The organism is Thauera aminoaromatica S2, assembly GCF_000310185.1.
Lineage (GTDB): Bacteria > Pseudomonadota > Gammaproteobacteria > Burkholderiales > Rhodocyclaceae > Thauera > Thauera aminoaromatica.
The window spans coordinates 1-16,894 of the sequence record NZ_AMXD01000088.1 but is presented as its reverse complement, the minus strand read 5'-3'; the positions used below and the strand labels follow the sequence as shown (position 1 = coordinate 16,894).

Sequence of the window (16,894 nt, the reverse complement as noted above, 5' to 3'; positions counted from 1 at the left end):
TCCGGCATGTGGATGCGCTTGCGCCCGGGCTCGACCGCCGCGAGCGGCACGGTCTCTTCCATCGTGGCCAGGCTGCGGCGGGTGAGGTCCTGGTAGGTCGCGGTTCCCGAGCTCTTCCAGCGCATCTCCTCCTCGGAGAGCGCGCGGATCGCCTTGGCCGGCATGCCGGCGATCAACATGCGCGGCGGCATCTCGACGCCGGCCTTGACGAAGGCCGCCGCGGCGACGATCGATGACTCGCCGATCACCGCGTTGTCCATGATCACGGCGTTCATGCCGACCAAGGCGTTGCGGCCCACCCTGCAGCCGTGCAGCACGGCGCCGTGGCCGATGTGTCCGTCCTCCTCGACCACCGTATCGGTGCCGGGAAAGCCATGCATCACGCAGGTGTCCTGCAGGTTCGAGCCGCGCTCCAGGATCAGTCGCCCGAAGTCGCCGCGCAGGCTTGCGCAAGGCCCGACGTAGCAGTCCGGGCCCACGATCACGTCGCCGATCAGCACGGCCGACGGGTGCACGTAGGCGGTCGGATCCACCACCGGCACGATGCCGTCGATCGCATAGACTTTCAGCTGATTCATCCTTGTTCTCCTCCGCTCGGACTTATGTTACATATAAAGGAAAGATTTCTTCAATAAGTAATTTTATCGGTGAGGGGGCTTCGATGAGCGACGAACTCGACGGCAAGCACGGCGTGCAATCTCTCGAGGTGGGCATGAGCATCCTCCGCGCCATGGTCACCGGCAAGCGCTCCATGATGCTCAAGGACATCGCCCAGGCCGCCGACATGCCGCCCTCGAAGGCGCACCGCTATCTGGTCAGCCTGATCCGCAGCGGACTCGTCGAACAGGACCGGCTCACCTCGCGCTACGACCTCGGTCCCTTCGCCCTCAACCTCGGCCTGGTCGCCCTCGACCGCGTCGACCGGATCCGTCTCGGCTTGAGCGCGATCGGCGATTTGCGCGATCTCACCAACGAGACCGTCGCGCTCGCCGTCTGGAGCGATCGAGGGCCGGTCGTCGTGCGCTGGGAGCGTCCCCGTCGTCCGATCACCGTCAATGTGCTGACCGGCACCAGCCTCAGCCTGCTGAGCTCGGCCGCCGGGCGCGTCTTCGCCGCATGGCTGCCCGAGCAGCAGACCGAAGCGCTGCTGCGCGCCGAGCTCGAATCCGGTCGGGTGCCCGCGGGCATTGCCACCCTCGACGACGCGCGCCGGCTGCTCGCCGAGGTCCGCGCGCGGGGTGTGGCGGTGATTTCCAGCGGCTATTTCGCCCGCGGCGTCGAGGCTGCGGCGGCCCCGGTGTTCAACTTCAAGAACGAGATCAACATGAGCATCGCCCTCGTGGGCGTCGAGGGCACGCTGGATCTCCTCCCGCACAGCCCGGTGCTCCAGGCGCTGAAGGAGGCCTGCGACGCGCTGTCGCGGCGACTCGGCGCGACCCTTCTCCCGGGTGTCGAGTCGGGCGACCACGCGACCTGAGGGGTGGGTGCGGCGGGAGGTTGCGCACAGCAGGAGCCGGATACTTTTGGAATTGATACAAAGTTTCTGCTTGACGGGATCTTTTGTATCAATTCTAATAACTAGAACGCGTTCTGCAATGCAGAACTTGCGCGCCCCGAGCGCTGCGCCCCCGGCGCGCCGGCCCCCTCGCACCGCACAACCACTGGAGGAGACACCATGAAGTTGCGTAACACCCTGCTGGCCGCCCTCGGCCTCGCCTTCGCCGCCACTGCCGCCCATGCCGAGATCAAGGTCGGTGTCGTGCTCTCGGCCACCGGCCCCGCCGCTTCGCTGGGTATCCCGGAAAAGAACACGATCGCGCTGCTGCCGGCCACCATCGGCGGCGAAAAGGTGAGCTACATCGTGCTCGACGACGCCTCCGACACCACCACGGCGGTCAAGAACGCCCGCAAGCTGACCGTCGAGGACGGCGTTGATGTGATCATCGGCTCCACCACCAGCCCCGCTTCGCTGGCCATGGTCGACGTCGCCGCCGAGACGAAGACGCCGATGATCTCGATGGCCGCGTCGGCGCGCATCGTCGCGCCGATGGACGACAAGAAGCGCTGGGTCTTCAAGACCCCCCAGAACGACCAGCAGATGGCGTCGGCGATCGTCGAGCACATGGTCGCCAACAAGGTGAAGAAGGTGTCCTTCATCGGCTTCGCCAACGCCTACGGCGAGGGCTGGTACGAGCAGTTCAAGAAGCTGGCCGAAGCCAAGGGCATCGAGATCGCCGCCAGCGAGCGCTTCAACCCGGCCGACACCTCGGTGACCGGCCAGGCGCTCAAGCTGATGTCGGTGAAGCCGGACGCGGTGTTCATCGCCGGCTCGGGCACGCCCTCGGCGCTGCCGCAGAAGACGCTGCGCGAGCGCGGCTACAAGGGGCCGATCTACCAGACCCACGGCGTGGCCAACAACGACTTCCTGCGCATCTGCGGCAAGGACTGCGAAGGCACGCTGCTGCCGGTCGGCCCGGTGCAGATGGCGCGCAGCCTGCCCGACAGCCACCCCGTCAAGGCGAGCGCGCTGGCCTACGTGGAGAAGTACGAGGCCGCCAACGGCGCGGGCTCGGTGTCGAGCTTCGGGGCCTACGCGTGGGATGCCGGGGTGTTGCTGCAGGCGGCCGTCCCTGCCGCGCTCAAGGCGGCCAAGCCGGGCTCGGCGGAGTTCCGCACGGCGCTGCGCGATGCGCTCGAGGGCGTGAAGGAAGTCGCCGGCGCCACCGGCATCTACACGATGAGCCCCGACGATCACCTCGGCCTGGACGACCGCTCGCGCGTGATGATCGAGATCCGCAACGGCACCTGGTCGCTGCTGAAGTAAGCATCCCCCTCCGCGGCGGGGCGCCTGGCGTCCCGCCGCGCGTCTGTCGGGGATTTCCGACACATCGAATCAATCACGGCGGTCCGCGAGGCACCGCCGAGACGAGGCATTTCCATGGATATGTCAATTGCATTGATCCTGTCGCAGGACGGGATCACCAACGGCGCGATCTACGCGCTGCTGGCGCTGGCGCTGGTGCTGGTGTTCGCGGTCACGCGGGTGATCTTCATCCAGCAGGGCGAGTTCGTGGCCTACGGGGCGCTGACGCTGGCGATGATGCAGTCGGGCGTGTTGCCGGCCACGGTGTGGATGCTGGTGGCGATGGGAGCGCTGGTCACGGTGCTCGACGGCGGGCTCGCGCTCAAGGCGGGGCAGGGCCGGCGTGCCGCGAGCGTGGCGGGCTGGAACCTGGGCTATCCGCTGGCGCTCGCCGCGGTGGTCGGCGGGCTGGCGGTCAACGAGCTGCCGCTGGCGGTGCAGGTGCTGCTGACGCTGGCGATCGTGGTGCCGATGGGGCCGATGATGTACCGCCTGATGTACCAGCCGATCGCATCGGCGCCGGTGCTGGTGCTCCTGATCGTCTCGGTGGCGCTGCATATCGCGATGGTGGGCCTGGGACTGCTGTTCTTCGGAGCGGAAGGCCAGCGCACGCCGGCGTTCAGCGAGTTCAGCCTCGAGCTCGGCCCGCTGATGGTCTCCGCGCAGACGCTGTGGGTGGTGGTGGTGTCGGTGCTGCTGATCGTGGCGCTGTACCAGTTCTTCGAACGCACGCTCTACGGCAAGGCCTTGCGCGCCACCGCGATCAACCGCGTCGGTGCACAGCTCATGGGGATCTCGCCCACGCTCGCCGGCAAGCTGACGTTCTTCCTCGCCGCCTTCATCGGTGCGCTTTCGGGCGTGCTGATCGCCCCGATCACCACGATCTACTACGACACCGGCTTCCTGATCGGCCTCAAGGGGTTCGTCGCCGCCATCATCGGCGGCCTGGCGAGTTATCCGCTGGCCGCCGTGGGTGCGCTCGCCGTGGGGCTGCTCGAAGCCTTCGCGTCGTTCTGGGCCAGCGCCTACAAGGAAGTCATCGTGTTCACCCTGATCATTCCCGTGCTGCTGTGGCGCTCGCTGCGTAGCCACCACGTGGAGGAAGAAGAATGAGAACCGACCGTCTGGTCCTGGGGGCCTTTCTCGCCCTGCTGCTGCTGGTGCCGGCGATCCTGTCGCCGTATTACGTGACGCTGCTGAACTACATCGGCCTGTATGCGATGGTTGCGCTCGGCCTGGTGCTGCTCACCGGGGTGGGCGGACTGACCAGCTTCGGCCAGGCCGCCTTCGTGGGTCTGGGCGCCTACACCACCGCGGCGCTCACCACCGCGACCGACCTGCCGGGATGGCTCGCCTGGGCGGGGACTTCGCCCTGGCTCACCCTGGCGGTCGGGCTGCTGCTGACCGCCCTGGTCGCGGTGCTGATCGGCTCGCTCACCCTGAAGCTCTCGGGGCACTTCCTGCCCCTGGGCACGATCGCGTGGGGCATCAGCCTGTACTTCCTCTTCGGCACCATGGAGAGCCTGGGCGGCCACACCGGCATCAGCGGCATTCCGGCCATCGGGCTGCTGGGCTGGACGCTGGACGAGGGCGGCGAGATCTATTACCTGATCTGGGCCTTCCTGCTCGTCGCCATGCTCACCACCCACAACCTGCTCGACTCGCGCGAGGGGCGTGCGATCCGCGCCCTCAAGGGCGGCCGCGTGATGGCAGAGGCGATGGGCGTGGACACCTCGCGCTCGCGCATGGTGATCTTCGTGATCGCGGCGCTGCTGGCGTGCGCCTCGGGCTGGCTGTATGCGCACATGCAGCGCTTCGTGAACCCGACCCCGTTCGGCGTGCATATCGGCATCGAGTACCTCTTCATGGCGGTGGTCGGCGGCGCCGGCTACGTGTGGGGGGCGATCGTGGGCGCGGGCGTCATCACCGTGCTCAAGCAGTGGCTGCAGAACTGGCTGCCCAGCCTGCTCGGCGCCACCGGCAACTTCGAGACCATCGTGTTCGGCCTGCTGATGGTGCTGGTGTTGCACCGCGCCCGCGAGGGCCTGTGGCCGATCCTCAAGAAACTGGTGCCGGTGCGTGCGCTCCGCAAGACCATCGACCCCGACGCCGAACCGCTGCCGCGGCGCACCCTGCCGAAGGCGGGCGAGCTGATCCTCGAGGCCAAGGACGTCACGCGCCGGTTCGGCGGCCTTATCGCCAACAACAACATGAGCCTGGAGGTGCGCGCAGGCGAGATCCTCGCGCTCATCGGCCCCAACGGCGCGGGCAAGAGCACGATGTTCAACCAGATCTCGGGCGTCGACACCCCGACCTCGGGCGAGGTGCTGTTCCTGGGCAAGCCGGTGGCGGGCCACGACTCGCGCGAGATCGCCCGCATGGGCATGAGCCGCACCTTCCAGCACGTGAAGCTGCTGCCGACGATGAGCGTGCTCGAGAACGTGGCGATCGGCGCCCACCTCAGGAGCGACAAGGGCGTGTTGAGCTCGGCCTGGCGCCTGGACCGCGCGGAAGAGGCCCGCATCCTCAAGGAAGCCGCCCGTCAGATCGAGCGCGTGGGCCTGGCCGAGTACATGTACGAGGAGGCCGGCAGCCTCGCCCTGGGCCAGCAGCGCATCCTGGAGATCGCGCGTGCGCTGTGCGCCGACCCCTGCCTGCTGCTGCTCGACGAGCCCGCGGCCGGCCTGCGCTTCAGGGAGAAGGAGGCGCTCGGCGAGTTGCTCCGGAAGCTGCGCGCGGAGGGCATGGCGACCCTGATCGTGGAGCACGACATGGACTTCGTGATGAGCCTGGTCGATCGCGTGGTGGTGATGGAGTTCGGCCAGAAGATCGCCGAGGGCCTGCCCGACGAGATCCAGCAGAACCCGGCGGTGCTCGAGGCCTATCTGGGCGGTGTGGAATGAGCGGGGAGAACGCGATGAATAAGCAGACGCAAGGCAGCGCCGCATCCTCTAACGCGGACGCGAAGAACCCGGTGCTCGAGGTCAAGGACCTGTGCGTGTCCTACGGCAAGGTCGAGGCGCTCACCGATGCCAGCCTCACCGTCGGCGAGGGCCAGATCGTCACCGTGATCGGCCCCAACGGCGCGGGCAAGACGACGATGCTGTCGGCGATCATGGGCGTGCTCGGCTCGCGCGGCCAGGTCGCCTTCGACGGCAGCGTGGAAGGCGTGCCCGAGGTCGAACGCATGGTCGCGCGCGGCATGACCCTGGTGCCCGAGAAGCGCGAGCTCTTCGGCGAGATGAGCGTCGAGGACAACCTGGTGCTGGGCGCCTTCCAGCGCTATCGCATGGGCAAGCGCGATCACGCGCAGACGCTCGAGGAGGTCTATGCGCTCTTCCCGCGCCTCAAGGAGCGCCGCAGCCAGGCCGCAGGCACCATGTCGGGCGGCGAGCGCCAGATGCTTGCGGTGGGCCGCGCGCTGATGGCCAAGCCCAAGCTGCTGATGCTCGACGAGCCCAGCCTGGGGCTGGCGCCGCTGATCGTGCGCGAGATCTTCCGCATCATCAGCGAGCTGCGCCGGCGCGGGGTGTCGATCCTGCTCGTCGAGCAGAACGCGCGCGCCGCGCTGCAGGTGGCCGACTACGCCTACGTGCTCGAGACGGGCCAGATCGCCATGCAGGGCCCGGCGCACGAGCTCGCGGACGATCCGCGCGTGATCGAGGCCTACCTCGGGCTCGGCGGCAAGCACCAGGCGATGCTGTCGACCTGAGCCACCCGCCCTCAGCTCCCCACGGAAAAGGACAAGACCATGGACGCGATGCGCATCCTGATGGACGAACACCAGTCGCTGGCGGCGATCATCCACGCCATCCGGCACATGATCGGCGAGATCGATGCCGGCCGCCTGCGCCCGGATCACAAGCTGCTCGAGGCGATGGTGCATTACCTCGACGCCTACCCCGAGAAGCGCCACCACCCCAAGGAAGATGCCTTCCTGTTCGGGCCGCTGCGTGCCCGCACGCACGACGCGGACGCCGCGCTCGACCGGCTCGAGGCCGAACACGCCCAGGCCGACGCCCGCATCGCGGTGCTCGAGGCCGCGGTCAAGGGCTACGCGCAGGACCCCGTCGGCGGCTTCGAGGCCTTCAAGACCGCCTTCAACGACTACGCCGCGTTCTATCGCAACCACATGATGACCGAGGAGCGCGAGGTGCTGCCGCAGATCCGCAAGCACTTCACCGCAGAGGACTGGGCGCGCGCCAACGCCGGCTTCATCGCCGACGATCCCCTCGGCGGCACGCGCGCCAGTGCCCGGGCGGGCGAGGAGGACTTCGCGCAGATCTTCTCCAGGCTCGTCGCCGCCGCGCCGGCGCCGATCGGCTTGGGGGCGGGACCGTACAAGGGCTGAACGCGCGCGCCCGCGTTCCACGCCGGTGCCCGGCCGGGCTAGAATCCGTCGTCGATTCCAGTCCGCCGGGTCGCCCCATGTGTGTCCGGCCCCAACAGCGGTGAATGCGTGAGCGCCGAAAACAGCAGTTCCAGTCCCGAAACCTCCTCTCCTTCCCCGGCCGTTCCACGCGTGGATGACGCCACGGCCCAGTTCGTGGCCTGGGTGCGCGGCGCGGCGCCCTACATCCACGCCTTCCGCGGCCGCACCTTCGTCGTCGGCTTCGGCGGCGAGGTCGCCGCCGGCAAGCGCGCACAAAGCCTTGCCTACGACTGCAACCTGCTCGCCGCGCTCGGCATCCGCCTGGTGCTGGTGCATGGCGCGCGACCGCAGATCGATGCCGAGCTCGCCCGCCGCGGGCTCGAGCCGCGTTTCCACCACGGCCTGCGCGTGACCGACGCCGATGCGCTCGAATGCGTCAAGTCGGCGATGGCGGTGACCCGCTTCGAGGTCGAGGCGCTGCTCTCGCAGGGCCTGCCCAACACCCCGATGGCGGGCAGCTACATCCGCGTCACCGGGGGCAACTTCATCACCGCGCGGCCGGTGGGCGTTGTCGATGGCGTCGATTACCAATACACCGGCGCGGTGCGCAAGATCATCGCCGAGGAGATCAACGCCGACCTCGACCAGCAGAACGTGGTGCTGATCACCCCGCTCGGCGTCTCGCCCGCGGGCGAGATCTTCAATCTCGCGATGGAGGAGGTGGCCGAGGCGGTGGCGGTGGCGCTCAAGGCCGAGAAGCTGATCTACCTGTGCGATGCGCCCGGCCTGCTCGGCGAGGATGGCCAGCTCGTCGAGTCGGTCACCGCCGACGAGGCGCAGGGCAAGCTCGAGACGGGCGAGGGGCTCACCGAAGACCTGCACCTGTTCCTGCCGTGCGCGATCCGTGCGGTGAAGAAGGGGGTGGCGCGCTGCCACCTGATCGATCACGACCTCGACGGCGGCCTGCTGCTCGAGTTCTTCACGCATGCGGGCGTCGGCACGGTGGTGTCGCGCGACCCGCTGTTCCGCCTGCGCGAGGCCACGGTCGAGGACGTTGCCGCTCTCGTCGCGCTGATCTCGCCGATGGAGGCCGACGGCACCCTGGTGCGGCGCGGGCGCGAGCTGCTGGAGCAGGAGATCGAGCGCTTCACCGTCGTCGAGCACGACGGCGTGCTGGTGGGCTGCGCGGCGCTGTATCCGTTCAGCGAGGACAACGCCGCCGAGCTCGCCTGCCTGGCGGTGACGCCGGAGTATCGCCGCGCCGGTCTCGGCGACCAGCTCCTCAAGCGCATCGAGCGGCGCGCGCGCGTGCAGCGGCTCGAGCGCCTGTTCGTGCTCACGACCCGCACCGCGCACTGGTTCCGCGAGCGCGGCTTCAGCGAGATCGGCCCCGAGGCCCTGCCGCGGCAGAAGCGCGAACTCTACAACTTCCAGCGTCGCTCGAAGGTGTTCGTCAAGCCGCTATGAGCGCCTGCCCGGCACCCGGCAAGGCGGAGGACGCCGAACTGCTCGCCGAGATCGCGCTCGGCGTGCGCAGCGTCGAGGCGATCTTCCTGCCCGGGCTCGCGCTGCGCTGGATCAGCCCCTCGATCGAGGCGCTTACCGGCTTCACGGCGGCGGATTGCGTCGCGGCGGCCGACCCCTTCGAACTCCTGGTGTTCGAGGACGATCGCGTGTTCTGCCGGCGGATGGCGCAGCGGGTCGCTGCGGAGGAATCCGCCCAGGCCTTCGAGCTGCGCCTGCGCGCACGGGATGGGCGGGCGGTTTGGGTGCAGACGCACTGGCGGCCGCGCGCCGACGGCGGCCTGCGCCTGTCGGCCGAGCACATCCAGGCGCGCAAGGAGACCGAATTCACCCTGCTTGAGACGGTGGCCGAGCTGCGCCGCCAGGAGGCGCTGCGCGAGCTCTACCTCGTGCGCAGCAACGACGAGCGCCAGCGCCTGGCTGCGCTGCTGAACCTGATCCGGCTCGGCATCCTGTTCATCGACCACGACCGCCGCGTGCTCTACCACAACCGTGCGATGCTGGCGATCTGGGGCTATCCCCCCGACACCGTGCTCGTCGGCTGCCGCGACGCGGTGCTCAAGGAGCGTGCGCCGGTCGTGCTCGCCGATCCGGCGGGCTATCTCGCCCACATCCATCGCACCGTGCGGGCCAAGCAGTCGATCAGCGAAGAGTACGAGTTCCGGTTCGCCGACGGGCGCATCGCCACCGACCGTTCGGCGGTGGTCGCGGGCGGGGAAGCCGGGCGGCGCATCGGCCGGCTGTGGATCTACGAGGACGTGACCGTGGCGCGGCGCACCTCGATGCAGCTCGTCGAGCTCGCCGAACGCGACGAACTCACCGGTCTCTACAATCGCCGTCGCTTCCATGAAGAACTCGGTCGCATGCTCGCGGACGCCGGGCGTCGCGGCAGCCGGCTCGGCCTCCTCGCCTTCGATCTGGACGGTTTCAAGCCGATCAACGACTCCTTCGGCCACCAGGCCGGCGACGAGGTGCTCGTTCGCCTCGCGCGGGAACTCGGGCGCACCGTGCGCCGCAACGAGACCTTGTTCCGCATCGGCGGCGACGAGTTCGCCCTGCTCGTGCCCGAGGGCAGCACGGAGGGCCTGTGCGAACTCGCCCACCGCCTGGTGGAGACGGTGGGCGCGATGCGCTTCGTCTTCGAGGGCCGCGCGGCGCGCGTCACCGCCAGCGTGGGCATCGCGCGCTTTCCCGACAACGCGCGCGAGGGCGAGGCCCTGGTCGCCGCCGCCGACGAGGCGCTCTATCGCGCCAAGTCGGAGGGGCGCAATCGCGCCGCGGTGTCCGGGAGGCGGGCCGACGAATCGGCTAGAATGCCGTCCTCGAACCCCGATGAACCCGCAAGCAGAGAGGATTGAACAATGGCTCGCATGGTGAACTGCGTGAAACTCGGTCGCGAGGCCGAAGGCCTGGACCTGCCACCGGTGCCCGGCGCGCTCGGCAAGCGCATCTTCGAGAACGTCTCGAAGGAAGCCTGGCAGCAGTGGGTCAAGTACCAGACCATGCTGATCAACGAGAACCGCCTGAACCTGATGGACGCGCGCGCGCGCAAGTACCTCGCCGAGCAGATGGAGAAGCACTTCTTCGAAGGTGGCGCCGACCAGGTGGCCGGCTACGTCCCGCCGCAGGCGTAAGCCCGGATCGCCGATGTAAAAAAGGGGAGCCGCAAGCTCCCCTTTTTCATGCCTGACGCCTCAGCCCCTGCCGAGCTGCGCCTGCGACTTCTCGAAGCGCACGTCCTCGCCGCGCGCCACGAACACCACGTGCTCGGCGATGTTCATCGCGTGGTCGCCGACGCGCTCGATCGCCTTGGCGATGAAGAGCATCTCGAGGCAGCTCGAGATCGTGCGCGGGTCTTCCATCATGTAGGTGATGAGCTGGCGCATCACGCCCTTGAAGCCGGCGTCGATCTCCGCGTCCTTGCGGCGCAGGTCCTCGATGCCTTCCGGATTCACCCGCGCGAAGGCGTCAAGCGAGGCGCGCAGCAGTTCGAGCGCGAGCTCCACCGCCTGGGTGAGGCCCACGCGCGGCACGAAGGGGGTTTCGGCGCTGTGCAGGCGGCGCGCCGCCTTGGCGATCTTCTTCGCCTCGTCGCCGATGCGCTCGAGGTCGGAGGCGATCTTGATCACCGCCAGCACCAGGCGCAGGTCGCCGGCGGCCGGCTGGCGCTTGGCGATGATGTGGCTGCAGTCGTCGTCGAGCTCGACCTGCGCGAGGTTGATCGGCTTGTCGCCTTCGATCACGGTGTCGAGCAGGTCGAGCTGGCCGCTGCGCAGGCCCTCGATCGCCTTGACGACCTGCGCCTCCGCCAGGCCGCCCATGTTGAGGACGCCACGGCGGATTTCTTCGAGTTCGATGTCGTACTGTCTGAGAGTGTGTTCTGTCATGTTCGCCACGATCCAGTCCGGGAAGCGCGCAGGCTAACAGGCGATTGTTAAGGTTTTGTTGCCTGCAACACGGCTGCCATGCAGGTCGCTCACCGTGCGTCCAGCCGTTGCACGCCGCCGGGGGCGGCGAGCAGCAGCACGTCGGCGCCGCGCACGGCGAAGAGCCCGTTGGTGACCACACCGACGATCTGGTTGATCCGCATCTCGATGGTGACGGGGTCGGTGATCGACAGCCCATGCACGTCGAGGATCAGGTTGCCGTTGTCGGTGACGAAGCCCTCGCGCAGCCTGGGCTCGCCGCCGAGCGCGCGCAGCTCGCGGGCGACGTGGCTGCGGGCCATCGGGATCACCTCGATCGGCAGCGGGAAGCGGCCGAGCACCTCGACCTTCTTGCTCGCGTCGCAGATGCACACGAAGCGCTCGGACACTGCGGCGACGATCTTCTCGCGGGTCAGTGCGCCGCCGCCGCCCTTGATCATCGCGAAGCCGCCGTCGATCTCGTCGGCGCCGTCTACATACACCGGCAGCGACTCGATGCCGTCGAGGTCGAACACCTCGATGCCGTGCGCGCGCAGGCGTTGCGTGCTCGCTTCGGAGCTGGAGACCGCGCCGCGGATGCGATCGCGCATGCCGGCGAGCGCATCGATGAAGTGGTTGACGGTGGAGCCGGTGCCGACGCCGACGATGCTGCCTTCGACCACGTGGTCGAGAGCGGCGTAGGCGGCGGCTTTCTTGAGTTCGTCCTGGGTCATGTGCGCGAGGAAGGGATGAGGTGGGAAGGGGAAAGGGGGAGGGGGAAGCCGGCCGCTCAGACGATGCCGTGGAAGGGTTGCACGAGGACGGTGTCGCCTTCTCTCACGGCGGTGCAGTCGGCCGGCAGCACGACGAAGCAGTCGGCCTCGGACATGGAGCTCAGCACGCCGGAGCCCTGGGCGCCGGCGGGCGCCACGGCAAGCGCCTCGCCGCTGCGCTGCAGGCGGCCGCGCAGGTACTCGACGCGACCCGGCTGCTTGCGCATCGAGAAGGCGGCGCGCACGGGGAAGCGCTCGGGCGCGGGCAGCGGTGCGACGCCCATGAGCTGGAGCAGCGCGTCCTGCACGAACTGGTAGAAGGTGACCATCACCGCCACCGGGTTGCCGGGCAGCCCGAACAGCACCGCATCGCCGATGCGGCCGAAGGCCATCGGCCGCCCGGGCTTGATCGCGAGCTTCCAGAACGCCACCTCCCCCATGCGGTTCATCATCTCGCGGATGAAGTCGGCCTCGCCGACCGACACGCCGCCGCTGGTGATGATCACGTCGGCGGCCTGGGCGGCCTCGCGGAAGGCCTCCTCGAGCGCCTCCGGGCGGTCCGGCACGACGCCGAGGTCGAGGAGCTCGCAGCCCAGGCGGGTGAGCACGCCGTGCAGGGTGTAGCGGTTGCTGTCGTAGACCTCGCCGGGACCGAGCGGGTGGCCGATCGAGGCGATCTCGTCGCCGGTGGACATCACCGCCACGCGCAGGCGGCGGCGCACGCACACCTCGGCGATGCCGAGCGAGGCGATCAGGCCGAGTTCGGCGGGACCGCAGCGCTTGCCCGCGGGGATCGCGACCCCGCCCTCGGCGAGGTCCTCGCCGGCGCGGCGCAGGTTCTGGCCCTTCTTCTGCCCGATGGGGATGAACACGCGCTCGTGCTCGCGACGGGCGACTTCCTGCACGACGATGGTGTCGGCGCCCTGAGGGATGGTGGCGCCGGTCATGATGCGCACGGCCTGGCCGGCGCCGACCATGCCCGAGAAGGGCCGGCCTGCGAAGGCGGTGCCGACCACCGCGAGCGCGCTCTCGCCATCGGCCGAGAGGTCGGCGGCGCGCACCGCGTAGCCGTCCATCGCGGAGTTGTCGTGCGCGGGCACGTTGCACGGCGCGATCACGTCCTCGGCGAGCACGCGGCCGAGCGCGGCCCGTACCGCGACGCGCTCGCGCCCGGCGATCGGGGTGAGCGCGCCGAGGATCGCGGCGCGCGCGGCATCGACGGCGAGAAAGCTGCGGTCGTCGCCGCCTGCGGGATTGGGATTCATGCTTCGGGTCCGTCCTCGATAGCCGACCGTCCGCTTCGCTGCGGTGCGCTCACAGCGCACCGTAGGAGTGCAGGCCGGTCAGGAACATGTTGACGCCGATGAAGGCGAAGGTGGTGACGAGCAGGCCCGCCACCGCCCACCATGCCAGCACCGCGCCGCGCAGGCCCTTGGTCAGGCGCATGTGCAGCCAGGTCGCGTAGTTGAGCCACACGATCAGCGCCCAGGTCTCCTTCGGGTCCCACTGCCAGTAGGTGCCCCAGGCCTCGGCCGCCCACAGCGCGCCGAGGATGGTGGCGATGGTGAAGAAGGCGAAGCCGATCGCGATCGCCTTGTACATCACGTCCTCGAGCACGCGCAAGGGCGGCAGGCGGGAGGCGAGGATGCCGCGCTCGGCGAGCAGGTAGGCGGTGCCGACCATGGCCGAGACCGCGAAGGCGCCGTAGCCGATGAAGTTGGTCGGCACGTGCACCTTCATCCAGTAGGACTGCAGCGCCGGGATCAGCGGCTGGATCTCGTGCGCCTCGCGGGTGAAGGTGTACCAGAGCAGGAAGGCCACCGCGGCCGAGATCACGATCATCACGAAGGCGCCCATGCGCCGCGTGGCGTAGCGACCCTCGTAGTAGAGGTAGAGCAGCGCCGTCATCAGCGCGAACAGCACGAAGACCTCGTACAGGTTGCTGATCGGGATGTGGCCGATCTCGGGGCCGAGCAGGTAGGACTCGTACCAGCGCACGAAGAGGCCGGTGGCGCCCATGACCGCGGCGATCCAGGTCAGCGCCGAGCCGGTGCGCTCGGCGAAGTCGCTGCGTGCGAGCAGGCCCAGCCAGTACGCGCCCGTGGCGATGAAGATCAGCGCGCTCATCCACATGATCGCGGTCTGGCTGGAGATCAGGTACTTGAGCAGGAAGGTCTGCTCGGCGCGCGCGAGATCGCCTTGGTAGAGCGCGATGCTCGCCAGCGCCAGCAGCGCCACCGCGGCGAGGAAGGCCCGGAAGGGCTTCCACTGCCAGCCGATCACGGCGAGCACCGGCACTTGCAGCACCAGGATGAGATCGTCGTATACGTCCATCACCGCGTGGTAGCGGACGAGCGCGAAGGCCGCGCCCAGCATCAGCGCGAGCGCGTACAGCCAGTCGAAGGCGCCGAGCCGGCGCAGCAGCGGCGTGTGCGGCCGGAGCGCGGCGGGGGCCGGACCGGCCGGGGTGGCGGGGGAGGGGCGGGCGATTTCCATCATGCACCTTCTCGGGGTTCGGATGCGGGCACGGGGGCGCCGAGCATGGCGGCGAGGCCTTCGACGTGTTGGCGGAAGGCCTCGTCGACGTCGAGCGCCCTGCGGTTGGAAGACATCGCGACCAGCGCCTCGTTCGGCTTCACCAGCACGAACAGGCGACGTTCGCGGATGTAGAGCATCGCGAACACGCCCAGCACCAACAGCAGCGCGCCCAGATAGACGAGCGGCATGCCCGGCGAGCGCGTCGCCTGCAGCACGGTGGCGTGACGCTCCTCGAAGCCGTCGAGCTGAAGCCAGGCAGGCGCGCCGTAGAACTGGCTGTCGGAGATCGCCGCGATGGTGTCGTTGACGAAGGTGGCGCGCGCCGGGTCGAGCTGCAGCGGCGGTTCGCCACCGGCCTCGCGGTGCAGCATCCATGCCTCCCAGGCGAGCCCCTGCAGGATGCGCACCAGCACGTCGGCGGCCGGGCCGCGTTCGGCCTCGGGCACGGACTTCTCGATGAAGCCGCCGAGTGTCTCGTAGCCCTTCTCGGCGAACAGCCCGAGGGTCTGCCGGGCCGACTGCACCAGGGCCTCGCGCATCGCGTCCTGGCCGCGACCGGCGGGGAAGCTGCGCGCGGCGAAGCGGGCGACCAGAGCGTCGCGCTGCGCGGGGTCGAGCAGGCGGTCGCGGATCGCGAACCAGGCATCCACTCCGCCGCGCTCGTCGAGGGGGATGCGCATGTAGCGGAAGGCGTCGGCCTGCGCGTCGCGCAGGCCGGTGTAGAGGAACCAGCGCCCGCCCTGCTCGATCGGCAGCATGTAATTGTGGAACTCGCGCGCCTGGCCGGCAGGGTCGCGCAGCTTGAAGGTGAAGCTGGGGCCGATGTTGCGCAGGTCGCGCACCTCCGCGCCTTTGGCGCCGCTGCCGAGGTGGCGCTGCAGCTTGTCCATGCCGCGCGGCGCGGCCTCGCCTTCGTCGCCTTGCCCGCCCTCGTTGCCGCGCATGTCCTCGACGTTGAAGGCCCGGAAGTCGGTGAATTCCAGCGTATAGGAGAAGCCCGCGGCGCCGTCGGCGAACGCCAGGCTTTCGCCCACCACGCCCTCGATCTCGCGCAGCACCCCGGGACGGCCAGGCAGCAGGCTGCGCGCCTTGATCGCCAGCTTCGAGCCGCCATCCTCGAAGCTCGACTGGTAGAGGGTGACGCCGTCGACGGTGAGCGGGTGGTTGACCTCGATGGTGTGCCGCGTGGTCTGGCCGCTCGACCGGTCGGTGATGCGGATGTCGCTGGCGAAGCGCTTGGGCATGCCGTTCTGGTAGTGCTCGATGTGGAACTTGTCGAGCGTGACGTTGAAGGGCAGTTCCTGCAGCAGGATGCCGTCGGCCAGGCCGAGCACCGCGAAGCTGGTGCTGCGGCCCTCGGGGATGAAGACGTCGCCGCGGAAGCTCGGGTTGCCCGTGCCGAGACGGGCCGACGGTGGAATGTTCGCGATGACCTGGTCGGCCGCGGTGGTGTGCTTGTCGCCCAGCCACACCTGCAGGCGCAGCGGCAGGTTGCCGTCGAGCAGGCCGCCGATGCAGATCAGCACGATCGCGCCGTGGGCGAAGAAGTAGCCGATGCGTCCGGCGCTGCCCTGGCGGGCGGCGAGCAGGGTGCCTTCGCCGTTGTCGGCGACCCGGCTGGTGAAGCCGGCGTGCGCGAGGTAGGCCTGCGCGCGCTCTACCGCGTCGGCGGGGGGCAGCGCGGGCACGAGGCTGACGCGGTGGGCGAAGCTGCGCAGCGAGGCCTCGCGCGCGCGCTCGCGGAAGCTGCGCATCTCGCGCAGCATCGGCGCGGTCTGGCGCACGATGCACAGCGTGGTCGACAGCACCAGGAAGGCGAGGATGACGAGGAACCAGCCGGCGTTGTACACGGAGTACAGGCCGAGCTTCTCGAAGACGGGGAACCAGAACGGACCGAACTGGTTGAGATAGGCGTTGAAGGGTTCGTTCTGGCGAACGACCGTTCCCACTACCGACGCGATCGACAGGATCGTCAGCAGGGAGATGGCAAAACGCATCGAGCTGAAGAGCTCGAAGAGGGCGCGCGCGATGCCGCTATGCATCCGGACCTCGGAGAAAGACGGACGCCAGCGTCGCAGGGCGTGCGGCGCGGGCGCGCGATGCAGACGATCGCCCCCGCCCGCCCCCACGCGGCTCGGCGGTGGGGGCTGCGCAGGGCTGGCGCAGGGTCAGCGCAGGCCGGTCGCGTAGTCGGCGACGGCCTTGATCTCCGGATCGGTCATCTTGAGCGCGATGGTGCGCATCATGCCGTTCGGGTCGTTTGCGCGCACGCCGTCGCGGAAGGCCTTCATCTGCGCTTCGGTGTATTCGGCGAACTGGCCGGACAGGCGCGGATATTGCGCCGGCATGCCCGCGCCGGCGGGGCCGTGGCAGGCGGCACAGGCGGGGACGCCCTTGGCGGGGATGCCCGCGCGCCAGA

The 16,894-nt window shown here is 69.1% G+C and carries 16 protein-coding genes; 9 read left to right on the top strand and 7 right to left on the bottom strand.

Translation table 11 applies throughout. The features are described from left to right. Nucleotides 1–578: phenylacetic acid degradation protein PaaY (gene paaY, locus C665_RS13240; RefSeq protein ID WP_004313992.1), on the bottom strand; the 578-nt coding region annotated here is incomplete at its 3' end. Between the two features lie 83 nt (nt 579–661). Between paaY and C665_RS13235 the strand changes: the two genes are divergently transcribed. From C665_RS13235 to C665_RS13195, 9 genes are all read left to right on the top strand, one after another. Further along, nucleotides 662–1,477, top strand: a complete 816-nt coding sequence (locus tag C665_RS13235) for an IclR family transcriptional regulator (RefSeq protein WP_004313990.1) — start codon at nt 662–664, stop codon at nt 1,475–1,477. A gap of 198 nt (nt 1,478–1,675) precedes the next feature. Beyond that, nucleotides 1,676–2,824: an ABC transporter substrate-binding protein gene (locus C665_RS13230; protein ID WP_004313989.1), complete on the top strand. Its 1,149-nt coding sequence runs from the start codon at nt 1,676–1,678 to the stop codon at nt 2,822–2,824. A gap of 114 nt (nt 2,825–2,938) precedes the next feature. Beyond that, nucleotides 2,939–3,976, top strand: coding sequence for a branched-chain amino acid ABC transporter permease (locus C665_RS13225; protein WP_004313987.1), 1,038 nt, complete (start codon nt 2,939–2,941; stop codon nt 3,974–3,976). Further along, on the top strand, nt 3,973–5,766 hold the full coding sequence (locus tag C665_RS13220) for a branched-chain amino acid ABC transporter ATP-binding protein/permease (RefSeq protein WP_004313986.1): 1,794 nt from the start codon (nt 3,973–3,975) through the stop codon (nt 5,764–5,766). The genes C665_RS13225 and C665_RS13220 overlap by 4 nt, the downstream gene beginning before the upstream one ends. A gap of 14 nt (nt 5,767–5,780) precedes the next feature. Beyond that, entirely contained in the window at nt 5,781–6,575 is a 795-nt protein-coding gene (locus tag C665_RS13215) for an ABC transporter ATP-binding protein (RefSeq protein ID WP_040829257.1), read from the top strand. A gap of 39 nt (nt 6,576–6,614) precedes the next feature. Beyond that, nucleotides 6,615–7,214: a hemerythrin domain-containing protein gene (locus C665_RS13210; RefSeq protein ID WP_004313984.1), complete on the top strand. Its 600-nt coding sequence runs from the start codon at nt 6,615–6,617 to the stop codon at nt 7,212–7,214. Between the two features lie 171 nt (nt 7,215–7,385). After that, the gene (argA, locus tag C665_RS13205; RefSeq protein WP_004313983.1) at nt 7,386–8,702 is read left to right on the top strand and encodes an amino-acid N-acetyltransferase; all 1,317 of its coding nucleotides are present in this window, start codon (nt 7,386–7,388) and stop codon (nt 8,700–8,702) included. Next, the gene (locus C665_RS13200) at nt 8,699–10,117 is read left to right on the top strand and encodes a diguanylate cyclase (protein ID WP_004313982.1); all 1,419 of its coding nucleotides are present in this window, start codon (nt 8,699–8,701) and stop codon (nt 10,115–10,117) included. Before argA ends, C665_RS13200 begins: the two co-directional genes overlap by 4 nt. A 3-nt stretch (nt 10,118–10,120) precedes the next feature. Further along, the gene (locus C665_RS13195) at nt 10,121–10,393 is read left to right on the top strand and encodes an oxidative damage protection protein (protein WP_004313981.1); all 273 of its coding nucleotides are present in this window, start codon (nt 10,121–10,123) and stop codon (nt 10,391–10,393) included. A gap of 60 nt (nt 10,394–10,453) precedes the next feature. Here C665_RS13195 and phoU read toward each other — a convergent pair whose 3' ends face one another. From phoU to C665_RS13165, 6 genes are all read right to left on the bottom strand, one after another. Further along, nucleotides 10,454–11,146: a phosphate signaling complex protein PhoU gene (gene phoU / locus C665_RS13190; RefSeq protein WP_004313978.1), complete on the bottom strand. Its 693-nt coding sequence runs from the start codon at nt 11,144–11,146 to the stop codon at nt 10,454–10,456. A gap of 89 nt (nt 11,147–11,235) precedes the next feature. Further along, nucleotides 11,236–11,898: a ribose-5-phosphate isomerase RpiA gene (gene rpiA, locus C665_RS13185; protein WP_004313976.1), complete on the bottom strand. Its 663-nt coding sequence runs from the start codon at nt 11,896–11,898 to the stop codon at nt 11,236–11,238. A gap of 56 nt (nt 11,899–11,954) precedes the next feature. Beyond that, nucleotides 11,955–13,202 carry a molybdopterin molybdotransferase MoeA gene (gene moeA / locus C665_RS13180; protein WP_004313975.1) on the bottom strand — a complete coding sequence of 416 codons (1,248 nt, stop codon included), beginning with the start codon at nt 13,200–13,202 and terminating at the stop codon, nt 11,955–11,957. A gap of 49 nt (nt 13,203–13,251) precedes the next feature. Then, nucleotides 13,252–14,436 (bottom strand): c-type cytochrome biogenesis protein CcsB, encoded by a 1,185-nt coding sequence (gene ccsB / locus C665_RS13175; RefSeq protein WP_245537170.1) that lies wholly within the window; start codon nt 14,434–14,436, stop codon nt 13,252–13,254. Then, nucleotides 14,433–16,517 carry a cytochrome c biogenesis protein ResB gene (locus C665_RS13170; protein ID WP_004313971.1) on the bottom strand — a complete coding sequence of 695 codons (2,085 nt, stop codon included), beginning with the start codon at nt 16,515–16,517 and terminating at the stop codon, nt 14,433–14,435. The genes ccsB and C665_RS13170 overlap by 4 nt, the downstream gene beginning before the upstream one ends. Before the next feature lie 126 nt (nt 16,518–16,643). Next, the coding region (locus tag C665_RS13165) for a c-type cytochrome (RefSeq protein ID WP_004313969.1) at nt 16,644–16,894 on the bottom strand (251 nt) is incomplete at its 5' end.

Bases quoted from the DNA above. Each gene is read 5' to 3' on its own strand.
- rpiA (WP_004313976.1), bottom strand. From the start codon at position 11,898: ATGACCCAGGACGAACTCAAGAAAGCCGCCGCCTACGCCGCTCTCGAC.
- C665_RS13195 (WP_004313981.1), top strand. From the start codon at position 10,121: ATGGCTCGCATGGTGAACTGCGTGAAACTCGGTCGCGAGGCCGAAGGC.
- phoU (WP_004313978.1), bottom strand. From the start codon at position 11,146: ATGACAGAACACACTCTCAGACAGTACGACATCGAACTCGAAGAAATC.
- C665_RS13235 (WP_004313990.1), top strand. From the start codon at position 662: ATGAGCGACGAACTCGACGGCAAGCACGGCGTGCAATCTCTCGAGGTG.
- moeA (WP_004313975.1), bottom strand. From the start codon at position 13,202: ATGAATCCCAATCCCGCAGGCGGCGACGACCGCAGCTTTCTCGCCGTC.
- C665_RS13225 (WP_004313987.1), top strand. From the start codon at position 2,939: ATGGATATGTCAATTGCATTGATCCTGTCGCAGGACGGGATCACCAAC.
- C665_RS13215 (WP_040829257.1), top strand. From the start codon at position 5,781: ATGAATAAGCAGACGCAAGGCAGCGCCGCATCCTCTAACGCGGACGCG.
- C665_RS13230 (WP_004313989.1), top strand. From the start codon at position 1,676: ATGAAGTTGCGTAACACCCTGCTGGCCGCCCTCGGCCTCGCCTTCGCC.
- C665_RS13170 (WP_004313971.1), bottom strand. From the start codon at position 16,517: ATGCATAGCGGCATCGCGCGCGCCCTCTTCGAGCTCTTCAGCTCGATG.
- C665_RS13210 (WP_004313984.1), top strand. From the start codon at position 6,615: ATGGACGCGATGCGCATCCTGATGGACGAACACCAGTCGCTGGCGGCG.
- C665_RS13220 (WP_004313986.1), top strand. From the start codon at position 3,973: ATGAGAACCGACCGTCTGGTCCTGGGGGCCTTTCTCGCCCTGCTGCTG.
- ccsB (WP_245537170.1), bottom strand. From the start codon at position 14,436: ATGATGGAAATCGCCCGCCCCTCCCCCGCCACCCCGGCCGGTCCGGCC.
- C665_RS13200 (WP_004313982.1), top strand. From the start codon at position 8,699: ATGAGCGCCTGCCCGGCACCCGGCAAGGCGGAGGACGCCGAACTGCTC.